13 protein-coding genes are annotated in these 20,890 nt (G+C 41.6%); 8 read left to right on the forward strand and 5 right to left on the reverse strand.

The window, feature by feature from the left end; all coding sequences use genetic code 11:
• Positions 1–35 precede the first annotated feature (35 nt).
• From AWW68_RS11080 to AWW68_RS11095, 4 genes are read left to right on the forward strand one after another with little or no spacing between them, the layout of a single operon-like run.
• Positions 36–2,894 carry a T9SS type A sorting domain-containing protein gene (locus tag AWW68_RS11080; RefSeq protein ID WP_068220928.1) on the forward strand — a complete coding sequence of 953 codons (2,859 nt, stop codon included), beginning with the start codon at positions 36–38 and terminating at the stop codon, positions 2,892–2,894.
• Between the two features lie 51 nt (positions 2,895–2,945).
• On the forward strand, positions 2,946–3,665 hold the full coding sequence (locus AWW68_RS11085; RefSeq protein WP_068220931.1) for a tetratricopeptide repeat protein: 720 nt from the start codon (positions 2,946–2,948) through the stop codon (positions 3,663–3,665).
• A complete protein-coding gene (locus AWW68_RS11090) occupies positions 3,665–4,630 on the forward strand; it encodes an L-threonylcarbamoyladenylate synthase (RefSeq protein ID WP_068220934.1) in 966 nt (321 codons plus the stop codon). Before AWW68_RS11085 ends, AWW68_RS11090 begins: the two co-directional genes overlap by 1 nt.
• 3 nt (positions 4,631–4,633) lie before the next feature.
• On the forward strand, positions 4,634–5,821 hold the full coding sequence (locus tag AWW68_RS11095) for a phosphoglycerate kinase (RefSeq protein ID WP_068220937.1): 1,188 nt from the start codon (positions 4,634–4,636) through the stop codon (positions 5,819–5,821).
• Positions 5,822–5,896: 75 nt separating this feature from the next.
• On the opposite strand, the gene AWW68_RS11100 is transcribed toward AWW68_RS11095, so the two are convergent.
• On the reverse strand, positions 5,897–11,242 hold the full coding sequence (locus AWW68_RS11100; protein WP_068220940.1) for a T9SS type B sorting domain-containing protein: 5,346 nt from the start codon (positions 11,240–11,242) through the stop codon (positions 5,897–5,899).
• Between the two features lie 214 nt (positions 11,243–11,456).
• Here AWW68_RS11100 and AWW68_RS11105 point away from each other — a divergent pair, with 214 nt between their 5' ends.
• Together AWW68_RS11105 and AWW68_RS11110 are read left to right on the forward strand one after the other, a co-directional pair.
• On the forward strand, positions 11,457–12,491 hold the full coding sequence (locus AWW68_RS11105; RefSeq protein ID WP_084375664.1) for a PorP/SprF family type IX secretion system membrane protein: 1,035 nt from the start codon (positions 11,457–11,459) through the stop codon (positions 12,489–12,491).
• A gap of 10 nt (positions 12,492–12,501) precedes the next feature.
• Positions 12,502–13,749: a M48 family metallopeptidase gene (locus AWW68_RS11110; protein WP_068220946.1), complete on the forward strand. Its 1,248-nt coding sequence runs from the start codon at positions 12,502–12,504 to the stop codon at positions 13,747–13,749.
• On the opposite strand, the gene AWW68_RS11115 is transcribed toward AWW68_RS11110, so the two are convergent.
• Genes AWW68_RS11115 through AWW68_RS11125 form a run of 3 tightly spaced genes read right to left on the reverse strand, consistent with a single transcriptional unit; the run spans position 13,736 to position 17,604 of the window.
• On the reverse strand, positions 13,736–14,770 hold the full coding sequence (locus AWW68_RS11115) for an NAD(P)H-dependent glycerol-3-phosphate dehydrogenase (protein ID WP_068220949.1): 1,035 nt from the start codon (positions 14,768–14,770) through the stop codon (positions 13,736–13,738). The genes AWW68_RS11110 and AWW68_RS11115 overlap by 14 nt on opposite strands.
• Complete coding sequence (locus tag AWW68_RS11120) at positions 14,763–16,457, reverse strand: 1-acyl-sn-glycerol-3-phosphate acyltransferase (RefSeq protein ID WP_068221380.1); 1,695 nt, start codon at positions 16,455–16,457, stop codon at positions 14,763–14,765. The genes AWW68_RS11115 and AWW68_RS11120 overlap by 8 nt, the downstream gene beginning before the upstream one ends.
• 43 nt (positions 16,458–16,500) lie before the next feature.
• Positions 16,501–17,604: an aminotransferase class I/II-fold pyridoxal phosphate-dependent enzyme gene (locus AWW68_RS11125; protein WP_068220952.1), complete on the reverse strand. Its 1,104-nt coding sequence runs from the start codon at positions 17,602–17,604 to the stop codon at positions 16,501–16,503.
• A gap of 63 nt (positions 17,605–17,667) precedes the next feature.
• Between AWW68_RS11125 and AWW68_RS11130 the strand changes: the two genes are divergently transcribed.
• On the forward strand, positions 17,668–18,627 hold the full coding sequence (locus tag AWW68_RS11130; RefSeq protein WP_068220955.1) for a lipid A deacylase LpxR family protein: 960 nt from the start codon (positions 17,668–17,670) through the stop codon (positions 18,625–18,627).
• On the opposite strand, the gene AWW68_RS11135 is transcribed toward AWW68_RS11130, so the two are convergent.
• A complete protein-coding gene (locus AWW68_RS11135) occupies positions 18,617–19,468 on the reverse strand; it encodes an alpha/beta hydrolase family protein (RefSeq protein ID WP_068220958.1) in 852 nt (283 codons plus the stop codon). The genes AWW68_RS11130 and AWW68_RS11135 overlap by 11 nt on opposite strands.
• Positions 19,469–19,542: 74 nt before the next feature.
• On the opposite strand from AWW68_RS11135, the gene AWW68_RS11140 reads away from it, so the two are divergent.
• A complete protein-coding gene (locus AWW68_RS11140) occupies positions 19,543–20,517 on the forward strand; it encodes a polyprenyl synthetase family protein (RefSeq protein WP_068220960.1) in 975 nt (324 codons plus the stop codon).
• The last annotated feature ends 373 nt before the right edge of the window (positions 20,518–20,890 follow it).

The raw sequence follows: 20,890 nt of genomic DNA on the forward strand, positions 1-20,890 counted from the left end.
ACCCGTCCTTAATGGTTCTAATTTATATTTGAGTAATGACCATAATAAGAAAGCAGTCCCTCTTAATAGGTGCCATTCTGTGCTATGTATTAGCCTGCACAGTGATTTCTCTAAAGCCTAATCATTCACCAGAAACTGAATCTGTAGAGCTGATTGCTCCTGAAGCTTCTTTCTTTCAGGAAGGAAATGTTCAATCTAGAGCAGATTACGAAAGAGAAATGCTGGTCGACCCAAAAACGGGTGAAGTTCCTAAAGATATTCGTAGCAAAGAGCTCAAGTTCTTAAATCAACTCAAATTCGAGAATGAAAAACTGAGGTTGCAGAAGTCTCTTGCCGGTAGCGATAACTTTAACGCCCTAAGTGTTTTAAATCAATGGACATCAATTGGCCCACAAAATATAGGAGGAAGAACCAGGGCCTTAGCTTTAGATGTTCGAAATGAAAATACCATTCTAGCAGGAGGGGTTTCAGGAGGAGTCTGGCGTTCAACTAATGGCGGACAGTCTTGGTCTAAAACTACCTCGCCAAATCAAATACAAAGTGTAACCGCAATTACCCAAGATGTAAGGTCGGGCCAAGAAGATGTTTGGTATTATGGAACAGGCGAGCTAGTAGGTAACTCTGGTAGAGCTCCTGGAGCACCTTTTAGGGGTGACGGCATCTTTAAATCAGTTGATGGAGGCTTATCTTGGCAGGTACTGACATCTACTCAAAGCTTAACTCCGGCAGGTTTTGTATCTCCTTTTCAATATGTGTGGGATATAACCACAGACCCTAACTCTCCTGAAGATGTGATTTTAGCAGCTGTATGGGGAGGAATTGTTCGGTCGGCAGATGGAGGTAACACGTGGACAACTGTATTGGGAGATAATTTTCTTAATCAACCTTCGTCTACAGATCTTAATGAGCTTCAGGCTATATTTTATACCGATATACATAGGGCAGGTAATGGTGTATTTTACGCTACACTCAGTAATGTAACAAACTCAAGTGGTAATCTTTCATCTAAGGGAGGAGTCTATAGGTCAAATGATGGAGCCTCTTGGTCTGTAATAGCCAATTGGAACTCTAGCCCTGTGCAGAGAACAGAAATAGCATCTTCGGCTTCTGATCCGAACATTGTCTATTTTTTATCGGATAGAGCGAATAGAGGTTATAGTCTGTATAGGTATAACGCCTCTACAGATGCGCTCACTGATTTAGGTGACAACCTTCCTGATGGGGGAGATGATATAGAAGAATTGGAGTCTCAAGAATCATATAATCTGGTAGTAGGTGTTCATCCTGAAAATCCAAATGTGGTTTATGTAGGAGGAACTAACTTATACAGGTCAACTGATGGTTTTACTTCTAGCGAAAATACTCAATGGATTGGTGGTTATGCTTTAGACGAAGATGGAGATGTAGTTGTTTATGAAAATCACCACCCAGACCAGCATAACCTTGTATTCTTACCAAGTGACCCGAATAAGATGATTTCTGCCAATGATGGCGGGCTCTTTTTAACAGAAAACAACCTAGCTGATGAGGTTGAATATATTTCTTTAAACAATGGTTATGTTACAACTCAGTTTTACACAGGTGCAATTAGCAGAAACCAGGCAGAAGACTTAGTTATTGGAGGTACTCAAGATAATGGCTCTATTCTCACTTTTAACACAGCTACAGACAATGGCCCTAATGGGGTGACTGTAATTGGTGGAGACGGTGGCTTTTCTGCCACTACAGACTTTGGGATTTACTATTACATGTCATTTCAGAACTCGAGAATATTCAGGCTTGCACTGAATGAGAGGGCTCAGCTTACCTCTTTTGCTAGAGTAGATCCTATAGGTGGAGGAAGCGACCCTTCCCAATCTTATCTTTTTATTAACCCTTATATTTTAGACCCTAATTATGCCAATAGGATGTATCTGGCAGGAGGTGATCATATCTGGAGAAACCAGAATTTGTCTCAAATCCCGTCAGGCTCTCAACAGCCTACCTCGGTGAACTGGGATAAATTAGAGGAAACTGAAATAGCTGACGGCACTATAAGTGCATTGCAAGTCTCTACCAACCCTAGAAATATACTTTACTTTGGGACTTCTAACGGACAACTCTATAAGGTAGAAAATGCTCATAGTGAGCTTTACGAGGTTACAGAGATTACCAGTTCATCTTTTAGCAGTGAGGGATATATAAGGAGTATTGCTGTAGACCCTACAGACGCAAACCATATTCTGGTAGCTTTTTCTAACTATAATATTCACAGTATATATAGAAGTGTTGATGGGGGAGAGAGCTTTCACATGGCTGCTGGCAACCTAGAGGGAGACCCAACTGGTGCAGGAACAGGCCCTTCTGTTAGGTGGGTTTCCATAGTACCGAAAACATCAGGTAGATATGAGTATTATGCTGGTACGAGTATAGGTTTATTCTCTACTACATCTATTGAGGAAGGAGTAGAACCAGTTTGGGTACAAGAATCTCCAGAGGGTATAGGGAATACTATTGTCAATATGATCGATTACCGTCAGGTAGATGGTAAAATTGCAGTAGCCACTCATGGAGGTGGTTTGTATACTTCACAGATTGCTTCAGTTGTGCAAAATGATAACCTTGTAGAGGTAGACAAACTTGAAGTTCAAACGGTCTATCCGAACCCTTTTTCTGAAAAAGTATTGATCAAAATCAATTCCCCTGATACTCGATTCGTTATTATGAGAATTTATGATACCAATGGAAACGAGGTAAAGCGCATCACTAGTAGTCTAGCTTTTCAGGGAGAGAATGACTTTTTCTGGAATGGAACTAACAACCAAGAACAACCAGTTTCTAGTGGTTTATATATTATCAGAATCACCCATGAAGGTGGAGAGGAAAGTAAAAGAGTTATCCTTCAGCGCAATTAATTTTTCGCAACTCTCATAGTACTGCTATCTTTACAGCCTTAAACAAAGGATATGTTAAAAACCACCTGGAAATCAGTCTTTGGTATCATTCTAATTACTTTTTTGGCAGCCTGTTCTCCTCCAGTAGAGGAACTTGTGGAGTCAGGAAGAGACTTAATGGCAGCCGATAAGTATGCCGAGGCAGTTAAAGTGTTCAATGAGGCCCTTGAGAAAGAGCCGAACAATTATACAGCATTGAATGCCAAGGGAGTGGCCTTACTCAGGTTAGGCCAATTAGATGAATCTATAGAGGTGTTCACTAAAGCTATTAATACGGATACAACTCAGTACCAAGCCTTTTTTAATAGAGGAAATTCATTCAGGTTATTAGGTAGAGATAATGAGGCAATGCTAGATTACGATTATGTAATAGAGTTGAAGCCAGATGTAGTAGATGCATACCTCAATAGAGGTGCTATCCTTTTTAAGTATAATGAATTCGACAGGGCTTTGTTCGACTTTGAGTTTGCCTTAAGAATGGATCCTGAAAACGCACTTTTGTATCTAAACAAAGGGAAGGCCGAATTAAGGATTAATAATTCTGATGATGCTATTTACGATTTGAAAAAGGCCATTGAAATGAACCCTCAGTATGGGGAAGCCTACTACTGGTTAGGTCTTGCAGAGTTAGCCTTAGACAATAAAACAGATGGTTGTACTTACCTCATGGAGGCTCAAAATCTAAATTTTGAGGGTGCGGCCGATGCGGTTGCTCAAAACTGTATGCAGTAGTGGCAAAGATTGGAGTCGATATAGCCGAAGCCAGAAGTAGCCTTGTCTCTGGAGATCTGGTGGCAATTCCGACTGAAACTGTTTATGGTTTAGCGGCCAATGCCTTAAATGAGGAAGCTGTTGCTAAAATTTTTAAAGCCAAAAACAGGCCTTCCTTTGACCCACTCATTGTTCATACCAACAGCATTGAAAAGGTAGAACGCTTTGTTGAAGCTATACCGGAAAAGGCAAGGCTTTTAGTTAGTGAATTTTGGCCTGGCCCCGTCACTATTTTGCTCAAAAAGAAGGCCATAGTGCCAGACCTAGTCACCTCAGGATTAGATTCGGTGGCTGTCAGAATTCCTTCTCACCCCCTCACCTTAGAGTTACTTTCGCAGATAGATTTTCCGCTGGCTGCTCCAAGTGCGAATCCTTTTGGTTATGTGAGCCCTACAGCTGCAGAGCATGTAGAGGCTCAGCTGGGAGAAAAGGTGGCTTATATATTGAACGGTGGCGAATGTAGAGTAGGTGTTGAGTCTACCATAGTCAGCTTCTTGGAAGGTAATCCTCGAGTTTTACGACTGGGAGGTTTAGCAGTGGAGAAGATAGAAGAGGTTATAGGTTCAGTGGAAGTGAATCAGCACTCTAGTTCTAGACCTACTGCGCCTGGAATGCTTAAAAGTCATTATGCACCAGGTAAATCGATTGAATTGATAAATGATTTCGATTGGAATAAGGAGATCGATTTTTCTCAAATTGGTACCATTGTATTTAATAAGCCACTGAAGGATATCCCGCTGGAAAACCAAGTGATTCTTTCGCATACCAGTAACCTAGATGAGGCTGCTAGAAATCTGTTTTCAGCTTTGAGAAGGCTGGATCAGGAAGCTAAAATAAAAACCATACTTGTCGAATTTGTGCCCAATGAAGGGCTAGGTCGTGCAATAAACGATCGTATAAAAAGAGCTACAGCTAATAAAAAATAACCTATGAAAACCATCAACGACTTTGATTTTTCAGGAAAGAAAGCACTCATCCGAGTGGACTTCAATGTTCCTTTAGATAGTGACTTCAATATTACTGATGATACAAGAATTAAGGCTGCCGTGCCAACCATTCAAAAGATTTTGGATGAGGGAGGAGCAGTAGTACTTATGTCGCACCTAGGCCGACCTAAAGAGGGACCAGAAGATAAATTCTCACTAAAGCATTTGGTGTCTCATTTATCTCAAGTCTTCAATAGAGAGGTGAAGTTTGCTGATGATTGTGTAGGCGAAGAGGCCAATAAGCTGTCTTCTACATTAGAATCTGGCGATATTCTCCTTTTGGAAAATCTAAGGTTTTACAAAGAAGAAACTGCGGGAGATGAAGACTTTGCCAAAAAGCTATCATCTCATGGAGATATCTACATAAATGATGCATTTGGTACGGCTCACAGAGCACATGCTTCTACTTCAATAATAGCTCAATTCTTTGAGCAAAAGGGCTGTGGTTTTGTAATGCAGGCAGAGTTAGACAATGCTCAAAAGGTATTAGATAATGCTCAAAAGCCTTATACAGCCATTATGGGTGGAGCCAAAATTTCCGATAAAATCTTAATTATTGAGAGGCTATTGGAAAAAGTAGACAACCTAGTGATTGGTGGAGGTATGGCGTATACCTTCTTTAAGGCAATGGGCGGTAATATTGGCAGCTCTTTACTAGAAGAAGATAAGCTAGACTTAGCCAAAGAACTGATTAAAAAGGCTAAAGAGTTGGGTGTAAACCTTATGCTCCCGATTGACTCAGTAATTGCAGATGCTTTCAGTAATGATGCAAATACACAGATATGCCTGAATGTTTCCATTCCGGAAGGTTGGATGGGCTTAGATATAGGTCCAGAAGCTGCTCAGGTATTTAGTAACTCCGTAAAAGAGTCTAAAACTATTCTTTGGAATGGTCCAATGGGTGTTTTTGAAATGGAGAAATTCTCATCAGGTACTAAGGCTGTGGCAGAAGCAATTGTTGAAGCAACAAAAGGCGGTGCTTTCTCTCTCATTGGTGGAGGAGACTCTGCTGCTGCGGTAAACACTTTGGGTTATGGAAATGATGTTTCGTATGTTTCTACTGGTGGAGGTGCTTTGCTCGAATATATGGAGGGTAAGGAGTTACCTGGAGTTGCTGCTTTAGAAGACTAAAAGAGAACTTTATCAAAGAAAAAGGGTGCTTGAATCTAATTTTGAGCACCCTTTTTTTGGTTGGGAGTAAAGATTTTATCTGATGACTGCCACTGTTCCCCGCTGTTCAAAAACTCCTCTCTCAGGCTCGAACCTCGAAGTGAACCTAATTACATAAGGATAAGCTCCAACAGGCACGAGCTCACCGTTCAATGTTCCATCCCACTTAAATTCTGTGGTGTTGCTTTGGTAGATCAATTCACCCCATCTGGTGTAAATGAAAATTTCAAAATTGTCTACAAAGTCGTTCGGGAATACAGAGAAAGTATTGTTAGGGGCAGGGCTACTTGGTGCAAAAGCATTTGGTGCTACAACCTCAGGGTCGCAGCTTTCAATAATAGTCACCGTGTCGGTTTGTACACAACCTATAGCAGTAGTCATTGTCACTACGTATACGCCTGGAGCAGCCACATCTAGCGTTCTGCCTGCGGCCGGGTAAGGTTGACCATCTAATGTCCACTCGTAGGTTTCAAAACCTCTGCCGGCTAAAAGTGTAGGGTTGGTGGTTCTGGTAGAACAATAATATTCCACCTCAGGAAGCAGGCCTTCAGGAATAGCTTGTCTTCTAACATTAATGCTTCTTTGAATAGAGCAGGTGCCATTAGATATGGTTACTGTGTAAGCCCCTTCTTGGTCTACACTAATAGTAGATCCTGTTTGAGGTACAGGAGTATTTTCTCCTCTTACCCAAGTAAAACTAGTTGCATTGCCCGAGGTAACATCTACAGTAAGTGTTACGGGTGAACCATCGTCACAAGCAGGAGAAGAAGTAATAGTTGCCTCAAGCTCTTCCGGAATATCAATTGCTTCGCTGTAAGTACCAGAGCAAGTTAGGTCTCCGGCTTCTCTAACTATTAATGTGTAATTATCGGTGGTAGTTACGGTAATGACTCTACTCGTTCCAATAACATCTCCACTGCCGTTAGTCCATCTGTAGTTGTAAGAGGCATTAGGCTGAGTATTATTAATGACAGCCTCAAGGCGAGCTTCACCTGTACAAACATCACCAACAGTGAAGCTTACATCTGGCTGAACAGTAAGTGTTACAGTTACGGTTTCGGAAGTAGGGCATGCTGTGCCAGGAGCATCGGCTGTCACGGTGTAATCACCAGACTCAGTAGCGGTTATTGTAGCGCCATTTATTGTTGTTCCACTTGGTGTGACCCAAGTGTAGGCAGTGCCGTTATCTGAAGTAGCGGTTAGGCTGGTGCTAGGATTTACAGCACAAACCTCCGTGTCTCCGTTAATTTGTAAGTTCTGCACAGGTTGAGGTTGGTCAATAGTAATGCCTGTACTACTTTGAACACAGCCTCCGTTTGAAGTTACTTCTAAATCATATTCACCCCCGCTTAACCCTGTTACTTCGAAGTTAAAGGTAGTAGCAGGTATGGCCGTATTAACTGTTCCAGTATAGCTTGTTCCATCTGTGTTGTTCGTTAGCACGTAATCAATTGGGAATACATCGGCACTTAAACTTACAATCACGCTTCCGGTAGGGTTGGTGCAATCTGCATCTGACGGAGTAGTGGAAGTGATGGTGAAGTCAGGAGGATCGTTTTGAACCTGAATGTCTGAAACTGTATTCACACAACCACTGCTGTTATCAGTTATGGTTACTGAATAAGTGTCTGCTGTCAGGTTGTCTATAAGTTGAGTTGTTGGGCCTGTAACAGAGTTTTGCGCTACTTGTCCTGCCGAGTTTCCGTTAACTGTGTATGAGTAGCTTCCTGTGCTACTAATATTCAATTCAAAGCTTCCATTTGTAGCACCACATGCTGGGTTTATTATGTTTTGAGCTGAAGCCTGAGCCAATGGGTTAATGGTAACTCTGGTTGAGTCGTTTACAAAACAGCCAGGGTTGATTGGGTCTTCTATTGATACAACATACAGGAAATCTCCAGGATTACTACTATCAACATCCGCGGTTCTTTGATTTGGTAGAGTAGTGGTAGCGTTGTTAGAGTCGGTAACTGTCCATATATAATTGTCGGCATTTACCTCTGGATCTAACGTGAGAGATCCATCCTGACAAATAGTGGCAGATTCGGGTAGCTGAATTTCAAAAGGAGGCCCAACAAAAGTTTCTCCAGAACTACTACACCCTAAAGGGTTAGAAATAGTTACAGAGTATATTTCTTGCTGAGTGACCTCATAGGTTCTGCTCGTAGAAACCACATTACCCTGACTATCCGTCCATTCAAATGTTAAATCTGGGTTGTCGGGGTTGCCTTCGCCCAAAGCATCTAGAATATGGGTATCTCCCTCACACAATGCAATGGATTGAGGAATAAGTGGTGGGTCTGGAATAGGGTGTACCTCAATCGGCTGCACCAATGTAGTGTCAAAACCACATCGGTTGGAAATATTGAGTGATATATTAAACAGGCCAGATTGCTCGGCAGGGAAAACATAGGCTGTATCTTGACCTTCTGCACTAAATACAGTGCTGTTATCATCTTGGCTAGTAATAGACCAAACAAATACATCTATATCTGAAGTGCCAGAGCCAGTCATTTCTACTCGTTGCTCCACACAAACTTCATCTGGCGCAGTCATGCCTGGCTCTTGCTGAGGGTTGGCATTACTTTGTACAATATTTGGAAGACCAAGGCGAGAGTTGCCTACGGTAAGGGCTACAGCCTGAGCTGTAATTCCTGAAGTGGCTGAGGTATCTTCATTTACGTTGATTGAGCTTACAAAGGCTGATCCACTAGGGTTGCCTGGGGTTTCAACAGCAACATAAATTACTCCGTTAGGTCCTGTTTGTATTTGCCCGAAATTAAGGCCTGTTGTTGCGGCAGCAATGTTGGTTTGCGATGCCAGTCTGGTAGTTTCTGTAGACATAGAGTCTACTCGATATTCTAGAATTCTTCCTCCTGGCGATCCTCCAGACCTATTGTTCATGGAAGCAAACAACTTGTTTCCTCCAGGGGAAAAATGCACATCATAAACATCGTCTGTTCCAGCACTTCCCTCATTGAGGTCAATTCTGTATTCAAATTCGGTAATTTCTCCAGTGTTCGTGTCAAAGTTGAAAAGCTCTACATAGTCTTCATTCCCCTCTACTATAGACACTGCAATTCGTTCGCCAGTACTAGAGAATTTCATTCCACTCTGGGCTGTGGAGGCATTATTGTAAGAGTGAACACCTCCTGCGGAAGACAATATTGGTGTGCCAATTCCATCAGGAGTAATTGGATAAGATCTGAATGTATTATTGCCATATTCATGAGCCACTAGCCAATAGCCATCTCCGCCTTCAAAAGAAGCCAAGCGCTCAGTATTATTGGCATAAAGCACCACATCTTTCATTACCACATCACCACGGCCATTGTCGGCCTTCATGTCTACAATTGAATACTTTAAGGCGAAGGTGTTTTCTCCATAAACCTGCTCGGTTGTAAACAGATAGTACATGGTTTCATCTTCCACAAACGGAATAATGAGCACGGATTGAACAGCCACACTATCACCACCAATTTGATTTCCGTTCGGCATGAGGCCGTTTTCTCTGTTCCAAACCGAGGTTCCGTTAGTATAGAAAAGTACGTCTCCATTGGCGTCTGAAATGGTAGAAGTTCCTGCGGGTGCATCCATAGCATGAGCTTCCGTGATACTCCGTGGAGGAGGGTCTAGTCCTTCTTCTTCGTTAAAGTCTAGTCCTGCACCATTTCCAAAATACCAAATGTTAGAAGTCTGATTTTCGTCCCCATAAACGGTTACTCGTCCTGTGCCATACACTGGGCAGCCTCCACCTGTTGGGGTAACTACTACCCAATAATCTCCAGATTCGGATACTTCAATGGTTTGGGTAGTCTCTCCTGTGCTCCAAAGGTAGTCGTAAGAACCACCGCCACCGGTGCCGCCACCACCAGCACCTCCGCCTCCTGAACTTTGTGGTTCAGCGTCTAGCTCTAGCGTTTCTCCTGGGCAAATGGTAGTATCAGGTAATGATAACTGAAGGTCGTTTTGCTCAATGTTGCCAGAAATAATGCCTGGATAGGTGATTCCGTTAATTTCAACTTCTAGTGAACCCATTAAAGGGCCTGCCTGATCGAATGTTACAACAGGAGCAAAAGCTTCAGACTCAATGCCAAGTGAAGTGAAGTCCCACAAAACCCTGCTAGGAATTGCGGTTGGTGGGTCAATAATTGGGTAAAACTGAATAGGTGTGTTCTGACAAAGGTTGCCAGATTGGATGCCTACTGTTATGGTAGGTTGTAGGTTCTTTAGCGGACTGAATTGACTGAAGTATGAAGACTCTGGGTCTTCGCCATCAAATAGTCCAGACTCGAATTGTAACTGGGCAACCGCACTATCTCCATAGTTGATGCGATTTACCTGCATTACTCCTCCGCCTATTTCTTGAGTAATTTGATAGATAGTACTGTCTGGAGCTAGCTGTAAACTCAAGCTTTCTTGGCCACTGTAGGTTTCAACCGTTTCTATAGAGGCTTCAGGTCTATTGTCAGTAATGTCGAAACGATATAGCCCTCCTTCGGCACCGTTTCTACTGAAGTAGAGAAATTGCCCTGAATAAGACCAACCTGTTGATCCGCCAAAGCGCTCAGCAGCATTGAAAGAGTTTAAGATACTTCTGGTAAAGTTTAATTCTGGTCCGGTTCCTCCTTCTGTAAATTGTATTACCTGAATGTTCGTAGAATTCGCTGGCGTAATGGCTATTTGACCTGTTGCATTGTGATAGGAAAAATGAGAAGCGTCTATGTCTACAGTAAGATTAAGGTTGGTCACAAGGTCGAATGTGCCTCCAGGTTGAGGGATAGAATACAACTCAAACATTCCAGTTGCCTCGTCTTGTGTAAGGAGCCAAAACTCGCTTAAATCTCTAGAGCCAATGGCAATCATGCCATCTCCTCTGCCTGTAATCCCGGTGGGAATATTTTTAGTGCCTAGTGAAACTTCTCCTGCCGGAGGGCCTTCGAGCCTATTGCCTTGGGCGCTGGTATTAACGATAGTGTAGAGTATGTCACCGGTAGCGTTTCTATAGAAAAAGTACTGCAAAAACTCATTGCCTGTACCGGGTACTGGGCTAGTGCTTAAGCCTTGAATAGCGGTCGGATCAGACGTTATGCCTGCTCCATTTACCATCACCTGATTTGTTCCATCATAAATGTTTACTCCATCAGAATAAAAAAGCAGATCGCCAGTGGTCGGGTCTGTTGCTGTTAGCTTTTCTCCAATATTGGTTAAAGGAATTTTGCCAGGACTTAAGATTGGTGTTGCTTCAGGTGATTTACCAAAAATCAGCGCCTGATCATTGCCAGAGTAGTACCAATTATGCTGGGTGAAATTCTGTGCTGTTAGGGAGAAAGTTTGAAACAGAACAGCAACTAGTAAGAGAGTTAGCTTCTTTACGGACACTTTATGATTTCTAACTTAGATACAACGGCCGAATCGGTATCCCTTATACGCATTTATAAAGGTTTTTATTATATTCAGCCCTTCGTTACGATGCCCTAAGATAACGGAAATCTTGTATGTTGGAACGAGGTGTTAATCAAGAAAAAGTAAAAAATCCTCATTCTATCATATAATAGTAACAGGGTTTCTTTCCGTTTAATTGTTAAAAGTTTAGATGCGCAGAACCGGCCTACTCTTATTTGTGATAATCTCACTAATGTCTTTCAATGAGCTTAAGGCTCAAGATCCGCAGTTCTCGCAGTTCTACGCGGCACCTTTATACATTAACCCAGCCTTTACCGGAGCTTCTGGTTACACTCGGCTCGGAGTAAACTATAGAAATCAGTGGCCTAACCTTCAGTCTTCTTTCAAGACCTTTTCGTTTTATATGGATCACTACTTGTATGGTGCCAATAGTGGAATCGGTTTAATTGTAACTACAGACCAAGAAGGCTCTATCGGATTAAAGTCTACCAGTATTGGTGGTAGTTATGCTTATCAGTTAAAGATCAATGATAATCTGGTATTTAGACCTGGGGTTCAGTTTAGCTACTTTACACGAAGCTCTGGCTATGGACTTATTTTCGCCAATCAGATAGACCCGATAACTGGGCAGGTGGATCTCAACGTGACTGACCCTTCCGTACTAGATAAAGATTTAAGAGCCTCTTTTGGAGATATTAGTGTTGGTGGAGTGCTTTATTCAAGAACCTTGTTTCTTGGTGCTGCGGTACAACACCTAACAGAACCGAATCAGTCTTTAATTGATGGAGTAAGCCCGCTTCAACAGAGGTTAACTATTCATGGTGGTATAAAATTAAAAATAGGTGAGGGGCCGTTGAGAAGAGACCTAACCTATACTCGAGCAGAAAGAAGTATAACTCCGGTTTTTCAGTATAAAACACAAGGTAAATTCTCTCAGCTAGATGTTGGTGCTTTTGTTCATTTGGAGCCAATTAATCTTGGTGTTCAGTATAGAGGAGTGCCATTTAAACAGTTTGAAGAGTTTCCGAATAATGAGGCTATCATTTTTTCGGTGGGAGTTACTACCAACAACTTCAATATTGGGTATAGCTTTGATTACACCATCTCTGAGCTGGGCATAGAAGCTGGTGGAGCTCATGAGTTTTCGCTTTCCTATTTCTTAGATTTCAATAAGCCAGTTAAGGTGCCAAGAGATAGGTGGAGAATTCCTTGTCCTAAGAACTAATCATTTTCTTATGAATCCGAACGAATGGCTTTACCTCATTTTAGGTATAGTAGTGGTAGACTATGTAATAGATCAACTGCTCGACTTCTTGAATTTCAAGCATTCGAAAACTGCTGTACCCGATAAGCTTAAAGATCTGTACGATGAAGAGGAATACGCTCGGTCTCAAGCCTACCAGAAAGCCCGGTCTAGGTTCGGATTTTTGACTTCGGCATTTAGCACGCTGCTGACCATGGTAGTATTGTTATTCGGTGGTTTTGGTGTGCTAGATGAATTTCTAAGAGCTTATATAGAAAACCCAATTTTGCTTTCTTTGGCTTTCTTCGGTGTGCTTTTTATTCTTTCTGATATAGTAAATACACCGTTTTCGCTCTATTCAACTTTTGTAATTGAAGAGCGCTTTGGTTTTAACAAAACGACCGTAAAAACCTTTGTGATGGATAAGCTCAAAGGTTATTTACTCACCGTCATTGTAGGTGGGGTTCTGGGGTATGCTCTACTTTGGATTGTTCACCAACTAGGAGATAACTTTTGGCTGTATGCACTGGCCTTGGTTTCGGCATTTATGCTGATTATGAACCTGTTTTATACTTCACTGATTCTTCCAATCTTTAATAAGCTGAAGCCATTGGAAGATGGCGCGCTAAAGGAAAAAATTATGGCCTATGCTTCAGGAGTCGATTTTCCACTAGATAATATCTTCGTCATAGATGGTTCCAAGAGGTCTACTAAAGCGAATGCATTCTTTTCAGGGATAGGGAAAAAGAAGAAGATTGTGTTATACGATACCTTAATCGAGAAGCATTCTGAAGAAGAGCTAGTAGCTGTTTTGGCGCATGAGGTAGGGCACTTTAAGAAGAAGCACATTGTGCTGAGTTTGGTGCTCAGCATTTTGCAGATGGCTGTTACATTTTATGTGCTGTCTCTATTCGTTTTTAGTGATAATTTATCGGTAGCCTTAGGTGGAAGTCAAATGGCAATTCACTTAAACTTTATTGCTTTTGGCTTACTATACACACCTATTTCTAGATTGACAGGCTTAGCGATGAATGCCTTAAGTAGGAAAAATGAATTTGAGGCAGATGCTTACGCAGTTACAACATATGCAGGAAAGCCATTAATGGATGCATTGAAGAAGCTTTCTGTTTCGAGTTTGAGTAATCTTACTCCACACCCAGCTTACGTATTCGCCCATTATTCGCATCCGCCATTGTTGCAAAGGTTAGAGGCTATGGAAGAGTTAACTAAAGGAAGTTGATATCAATATTGCCTTGGTAGCGCATGAGGTAGTTCACGCCTTGCTCTGCTGTCATGTCTTCAAAAAGGATCTTATGCAGCGTATCAGTAATAAGTGGTTTTAGGCCTTGACTTTCGGCCAGTTGCTTTACAATCTTAATGGTGTTAACTCCCTCAGCTGTTTCGTCCATTTCTGAAAGCGCTTGGTCTAGCGTTGCCCCTTTGCCTATTTTATGGCCAAGCGTATAGTTTCGGCTATTGGTACTTGTGGTGGTTGCAACCAAGTCTCCAATACCTGCCAGTCCTACGAAAGAGCTAATTTCTCCACCAAGTGCCTTTCCTAAATAAATCATTTCTACCAAGCCACGGCTTACCAATAAGCCTCTAGAGTTTTCGCCTAAACCTAAACCTGAGAGAATTCCAGAACCAATAGCAATAATGTTCTTGAGTACACCGCAAAGTTCTACTCCTCTAAGGTCAGAATTGCCATATACCTGAAAGCTTTCAGATCTTAACAAAGATTTCCCTTTTGCTACCACTTCGGTGAAAGGAGAGGCTATAACCGTTGCCGCAGGATGACCCAAAGAGAGTTCAGAGGCTAAATTTGGCCCAGCCATACAACCGACTCGTACAACAACAGTCTCTTTTCTGATGAGCTCACTCATGGTAAAGAGGCAATCTTTGTTCAATACAAAATCATGGCTTCTCTTTTCAGGGTACTCCAAGTGTAGTCCTTTGGTGCCATGAATCATCATATGATATGGTCTGAGGTGCGGTGCCAACTCCTTGATCATGTCCTTGAAGCTAGAGGAAGGGATTACAGGGAATAGCACATTGCACTGCTGAGGAAGGTCTTCTAATGAGTTAGTTACCTCTACATTGTCATCTAACTTTTGGCCAGCAGAAATTCTGGATTTACTTATTTCTGCAAAGGTCTCGGGGTTACGAGCATAGAGCAACACGTTGACGTTTTTTGCTAGAATGTTAGATACCGCAGTGCCAAAACTGCCAGCTCCTATTACTCCAACCAATTCTTTAGACATACTTTTCTAAGTTATAGCCCGATAGTCTGTTGTGATAATAATACAGTAGGTTAAGATCCTGCGTTGTAATATCACCTCGTTTGGTCTTAATCAATGGACGCTTAGCATGGTACATGCCCACATTTTTTAGTCCGTGATTAATGATTTTGTCAACGTCTCCAGTTAAATATGGTGAGACTCCAATTTCACCAGCATTGTACATGCGATGAACCTTTGCTAATACGCTTTCGAAGGCTGTCTTAAACTCTTCATAAGGAATAGACAGGTCTTCTTCCGGAAGCCTGAGTAGGTTATATAAGTCTAATTTCTTGAACTGTCTTTGGAAAATAACAAAGGCAGTGAAAGCCACTAAGTGGCTGGCGAAGACCTTATTAATTTTGTGGTATTCTTCCACAATCCGTTCACTGAGCATTCTGGTGTACTCGTCTTCTCTTTGTGGGTTAGAGGAAATGATTTTCCCGTCATGGGTAAAGTATTCTTGGGTGTCAATCACTCGTCCACTTTTATCATAGCTCTGGCCTTGGTCGTCTACAAAGTTACCGAGAACGTCCATTGCTCTACCTATAGAAACAGAAATGTCGGACCCTTTGGTGAAGAACTTTAGTAAGAAGGCAGAAATCTTATATGAGGTAGAGTACTCATCGTTTTCTACGTAGTATCGCTCTTGGCCTTGTAGTTTTAGGTATTGTTTTATTAAGCTTGGAGCTTCAAGAACAAAGTTGTAATTGAGCGTTACTGGTACTACGAAAATCTTTTCCAGTTCATCTCGTTTCCCTTTCTGGTAGTTGATGCGCTGGGCTTCAATAGCAGTACTCAAGAGGCCAAGCTTCAATCTTTTTTCAATTTGTCCCGACCTAGACCTAGTTCCTCCTGGAAAGAATAAACTATGGCAACCCTTCTGAATGGCCATGCTAGAGTAAGTTTTTAGCGTCTCTAGGTAAAGCATGTTCTTCTTTCTCCGGTCTACTTTATAAGCACCTAGGCTATTCATAAAGTAGGCAAAGATTTTTATGTTGAACAGGTTAAGGCCAGCACCATAAATAAAGGCTGGAAGCCCCAAAGCGTTAATAACCCAACCAATCAAAATGGAATCCAAATTACTGAAATGAGTAGGTACCATAATAATGGTTCCTTTCTTAGCCAGGGTTCTGATCTGGTCTACTTGCCCAGTAATATGAATTTTATCTTGGAGAGTGTACTGCGTACTGAAAATAGACCAAAAACCTCTAGCTCTAGAAGCGTTCAGCAATCTGGCAAAACCGAAAGTAACAATCGATCGGGCCATTCTATAGCGCGATTTTTTGAAGTTGCCTGCAATTTCATCTGCATAGCGAATTACAAACTCAGATAGAATCTGATCTAAGATTCTGTTCTTCTCTTCTTCCTCATCGGAGTTTGAAATATCTACTAATCGCGCTTTTACCGAATTCAGAAATTTCTGTTCGTCTGGTGGGTCTACAGCCCAAGGATTTCTCTTTATCCTTAACTTTTCTCTATAGACGGTAGTCTCGATTTCTTCAATGAGCGCATCGCGAGATTTATTCTGGGCTTTAATTCTTCTAATACTCTCTTCGGCCACCTCTTTAATAAAGGCTTCCCTGTTTCTACTAAGCTCAACAACAGGCCATTCATTAATTCCGCCAGGCAGCACCTGGTCGAACTTTTGCTTTTTGTAGTCTTTAGAGATTTGTTGCATTCAGTAAGAATCACCGGGCATTAGAAAGGTCAGTTTAGTCTAAATGCCGTTTTAATTGGTCGCAAAGTAATATAATTTCTTCTTCAGTATTGAAGCTATGAAGACAAATCCTGAGCCTTTCGGTCCCTTCTTTTACAGTCGGGCTTAAGATAGGACGAACGTCATAGCCTGACTCTTGCAACTCTCCAGCCAGTGCTTTGGTTTGGCTGTTGCCTCCAATCATTACCGATTTTATAGGAGTAGGGCTCGAAAATTCAGGTAGTTGGCTATTGAAAAGAGTAGATTTACTAAGTACGTTTAATTGAAGGCTTGGGTGAGTTTTTAGGTGCTCGAAAGCCGATTGTATTGATATAAGCTCGAAGGCAGAAGGTGCTGTTGTGTAAATGAATGGCCTAGAAAAGTTGATCAGGAAATCTCGGACATTTTGGCTGCAGGCTACAAATGCTCCATGTATTCCCATAGCCTTTCCAAAAGTGTAGGTGGTTGCAAATACCGAAGTAGTTAAGCCTAGTTCGTTAACTAGCCCCGATCCATGGGCACCCCAAACACCTGTACTATGGGCTTCATCTACAATCAGTCTTGCGTTATAAGTAGCACAAAGCTCACTGAGATTCTTCAGTGGAGCCATGTCTCCATCCATTGAGTAGACAGATTCGCATGCCACATAAATTTGGCCTTCGCCAGCTTTTAATTTCCTTTCCAGATCTTCTAAACTGTTGTGTTTAAAGGAGAGCCTTTTGGCCATGCTTAATCTAGCACCGTCTTTAATACATGCATGAGAAAGTTCATCATATACAATAGTGTCGCCCCTTTGAGGTAGTGTAGAGAAAATGGCTAGGTTAGCCATGTAGCCAGAGCTAAATACTAATCCCGAAGGTGAGTTGAATATGGCAGATAAGTTATCTTCAACAAGGCTACTTAGTTCATTACTGCCTGTAATTAGTCTAGAGCCTGTGGCGCCATTGGGCCACTGTCCGTTTTGGTATGAAGAAAGTATTTTCTGCTTCAACTCTTCAGACCTAGCCAGGCCAAGGTAATCGTTTGAAGAAAAGTCTATTAAGTCCGAAGTTTCATTCTTTAAAGACCTAAAGGAGTTGTCCTTTTTTCTAGCTTCAAGCTTGTGTTCTAGTGAGTCCATTTCAGTCTAAAGGGTAGGGCAACACGAAAAATATTGCCACTTTTGCCACCAATCTACAAATACATGAGGTTTCTCAAGGCAATTGCTGTAGCATCTTTTCTCATTTCTATAAATCTATCCGCTCAGGTTGAGTTCCGTAATAAGGAGGTGTCTATCACTAATGAGAATGATGTGTACTTGCTAATGAATTTCGATAAGTACTATTCTAATGGTGTGTTTCTGAATTACAGGTGGTCTCCAAGAGAGGATTCTACAAAAGGTGGGGTTAAGCGAGTTTACACCCTAGGCTTATCTCACAGGTTTTGGACTCCCCAAGATGTTACCATCACGAGAAGTCAATTTTATTATCGCCCATACGCGGGTATGCTTAATGTGTCGTACCGAGATGCTAGCTTTTATGGTGAAAACTCAAGGTTAATGTATGGTGTAGATGCTGGAGTTACTGGTAAGCCATCTGGGGCACAGGCATTTCAAGAAGGTTATCACAACTTATTTGGCTTTCCAGATCCCGAAGGGTGGGATACGCAGATTTCTACGGGTTTCGTGGCTGATTTCAAACTAGAGTTTAATTATCAATTTCAACTCATACCTTCGGAGATAGACCTTGTTACATCTACTTCTGGATCACTAGGCAATGCATTTACCAACTTAAGGCAGCGTGTAGACTTAAGGTTTGGGAATCTTAAAAGCCTTAGGCATAGTTCCTTTTTTAATGCCCTGATTGGAGAAGGTAGCGATGCCATTGAAAAGCATAGCTACTTCTTTGCTGGGTATGGAATTGAGGCTGTGGGCCATAATGTAACCATAGAAGGACATGTTTTTGATGATGATAGCCCGATAACTGAAGAAATTGTGCCGTGGGTTCGCCATTTAAGGCTTGGGTTTGTAACTAACACCCAACATAGTACATTTCGTGTATTATATAATTGGTTGAGTAGAGAGGTTAAGACCAGGGCCGGCAGGCATTCTTATATATCTTTTCAGTTAGACCTCAGGTTACCTTTTAAGGGCGTTACTCCTTAAGGAACTCTATGGTTTTATCGGTTGCGTTTTCTAAGTCTTCTGGTAGTTTTTCTTCACTAAATGGATGTGTTCCTCCAAAAGTGTGGTTGGCTCGCTCTATTACATGTAAGTAAGCTTCTGGCTTCCATTCCTTAAGCTGAAAGGCTGCATTGATATTTACGGTTTCGTCATTTGTGCCATGAACGAATAATGTAGGTTGCTGTACTTTAATGATAGCTTTCTCTATCACAAACCTTTCTTCATTTCTCAAAAAGTCTTCAACAAACTGGTAATACATAGGGAAGTTCTGGCCTGTGCGAGAATTTTTCACATAAACTACTCCATGAGTTTTCCAGTACATAAGCTCGGCAGGAGAGAAGTATGTAGCGAAGTCATAAACCGATGCCCAAGTCACAAGTTTCTTTATTCTGCTATCTTCTGAGGTTTTAATAATGGAGATGCCTCCACCTCTGCTGTGCCCAATCAGGTATACTTCATTTAGATCTATTTGTAATTGATCTGACAGATTATTAGCGTCCAGATGCGCTAATAACCTATCTATATCATCTAGCTCTTTGCTAAAGTTATTGTATCCAAACGCTTCAAGGTCAGTTATTTCTGAGAGATTGTTTGGTGTAATTCCGTTGAACGAAAAATTGAGTTTGCAGAAACAAAAACCCTCAACGGCAAATTTATTGGCTACAATTGGCCAAGGTCCCCAGTCTTTAAATCCTTTAAAACCATGAATAAAAATAACCAAAGGTTTGAGCTGGTTATTGTCCTTAAAGGTAATGTCTGCGGTAATTGGCTTCAGCGGGCTTTGGCCCGAAATAAGAAGTTCTTTTTTGGTCAGTTGATGCACCTTGTTTATTTGAATTTGCGGTTATGTTTTTGCGGTTGCTAGTTTAACTATTATCATTGTACCACTCAAGTCAAATGGCCCTCCAACTAAAAGAAATACAGGCTCCGATAGCCTCCGAAATGGTCGATTTCGAAGAGAAATTCAGGTCATTCATGAAGAGCAAAGTTTTTCTGCTAGACAAGATCATGAGTTATATTGTCAAGCGGAAAGGTAAGCAGATGCGTCCTATGTTCGTGTTTTTATCTGCAGGAGCCGCTGGCTCCATTACAGATAGAACCTACAGGGGAGCGTCTCTGATAGAATTGCTCCATACTGCCACATTGGTTCACGATGATGTTGTCGATGATTCAGACTTCAGAAGAGGCTTCTTCTCAATTAATGCCCTCTGGAAGAATAAGATCGCAGTTTTGGTAGGAGATTATCTCCTCTCAAGAGGCTTGTTGCTTTCGGTTGATAATGAAGATTTCGATCTGCTTAAGATTGTATCTGAGGCGGTTAGGGAAATGTCTGAAGGTGAATTGCTTCAGATGGCTAAGGCCAGAAATCTAGATATTACTGAAGAGATTTATTATGAAGTCATTCGACAGAAAACGGCTTCTTTGATAGCTTCTTGCTGTGCGGTAGGAGCAGCGTCTACCGGAGCCGACAAAGAAACGGTTCAGAAAATGAGAGAGTTCGGTCTCAATGTGGGGATGGCCTTTCAAATTAAGGACGACCTATTCGATTATGGTACTAATGAAATAGGCAAGCCGCTAGGCATAGATATCAAAGAGAAGAAAATGACCTTGCCGCTTATTTATGCGCTCCAAAAAGCAAGTGCTTCAGATAGAAGGCGAATTAAGCGGATTGTAAAGAGTAATAAGCAGACCAACAAAAAAGTACAGGAAGTAATTGACTACGTAAAGGCCTCAGGTGGAATCGATTACGCTAAAGGGGTAATGCAAGAGTATTACGAAAAGTCTCGCAATCTATTAATGGAGTTTCCTGATTCTAAATACCGCCAGAGTCTGTTAGATCTTGTTCAATTCACTATCGAGCGTTCAAAATGATAGCACCCGCTGTGTTTCTCAACGGGTGCTATTTGTTAGTAGTTAAAGTATTTGTTTTCGTTGGTCGATGAGTTAGTTATTTCTCATCTGTAAAATTTGAACAACCAGACTAGCTTAGAACCTTAGTCTCCCACTTCTAAAAATCATTTTAGCTTCTTCTTTTTCGTAAACCACAGCATGTGTGGGGAAATCTCCCACCGAGTTCCACTTTTCTAACACTCTTCTTTCTTGTGGTGTTTTGCATTGAGTTAAAGAACTGATTTACAGTATTTTGTAAAATGTTTCTTAGAAATATTTTCAGATTAGTTTTTGGCTGAATAGTGCTGAATTGAATGCTTTTTCTTAATTTCTACCACAAAGTGGGAAAAAGGGG

The sequence above is a fragment of the Roseivirga spongicola genome (genome assembly GCF_001592965.1).
In the GTDB taxonomy this organism is placed as follows: domain Bacteria; phylum Bacteroidota; class Bacteroidia; order Cytophagales; family Cyclobacteriaceae; genus Roseivirga; species Roseivirga spongicola.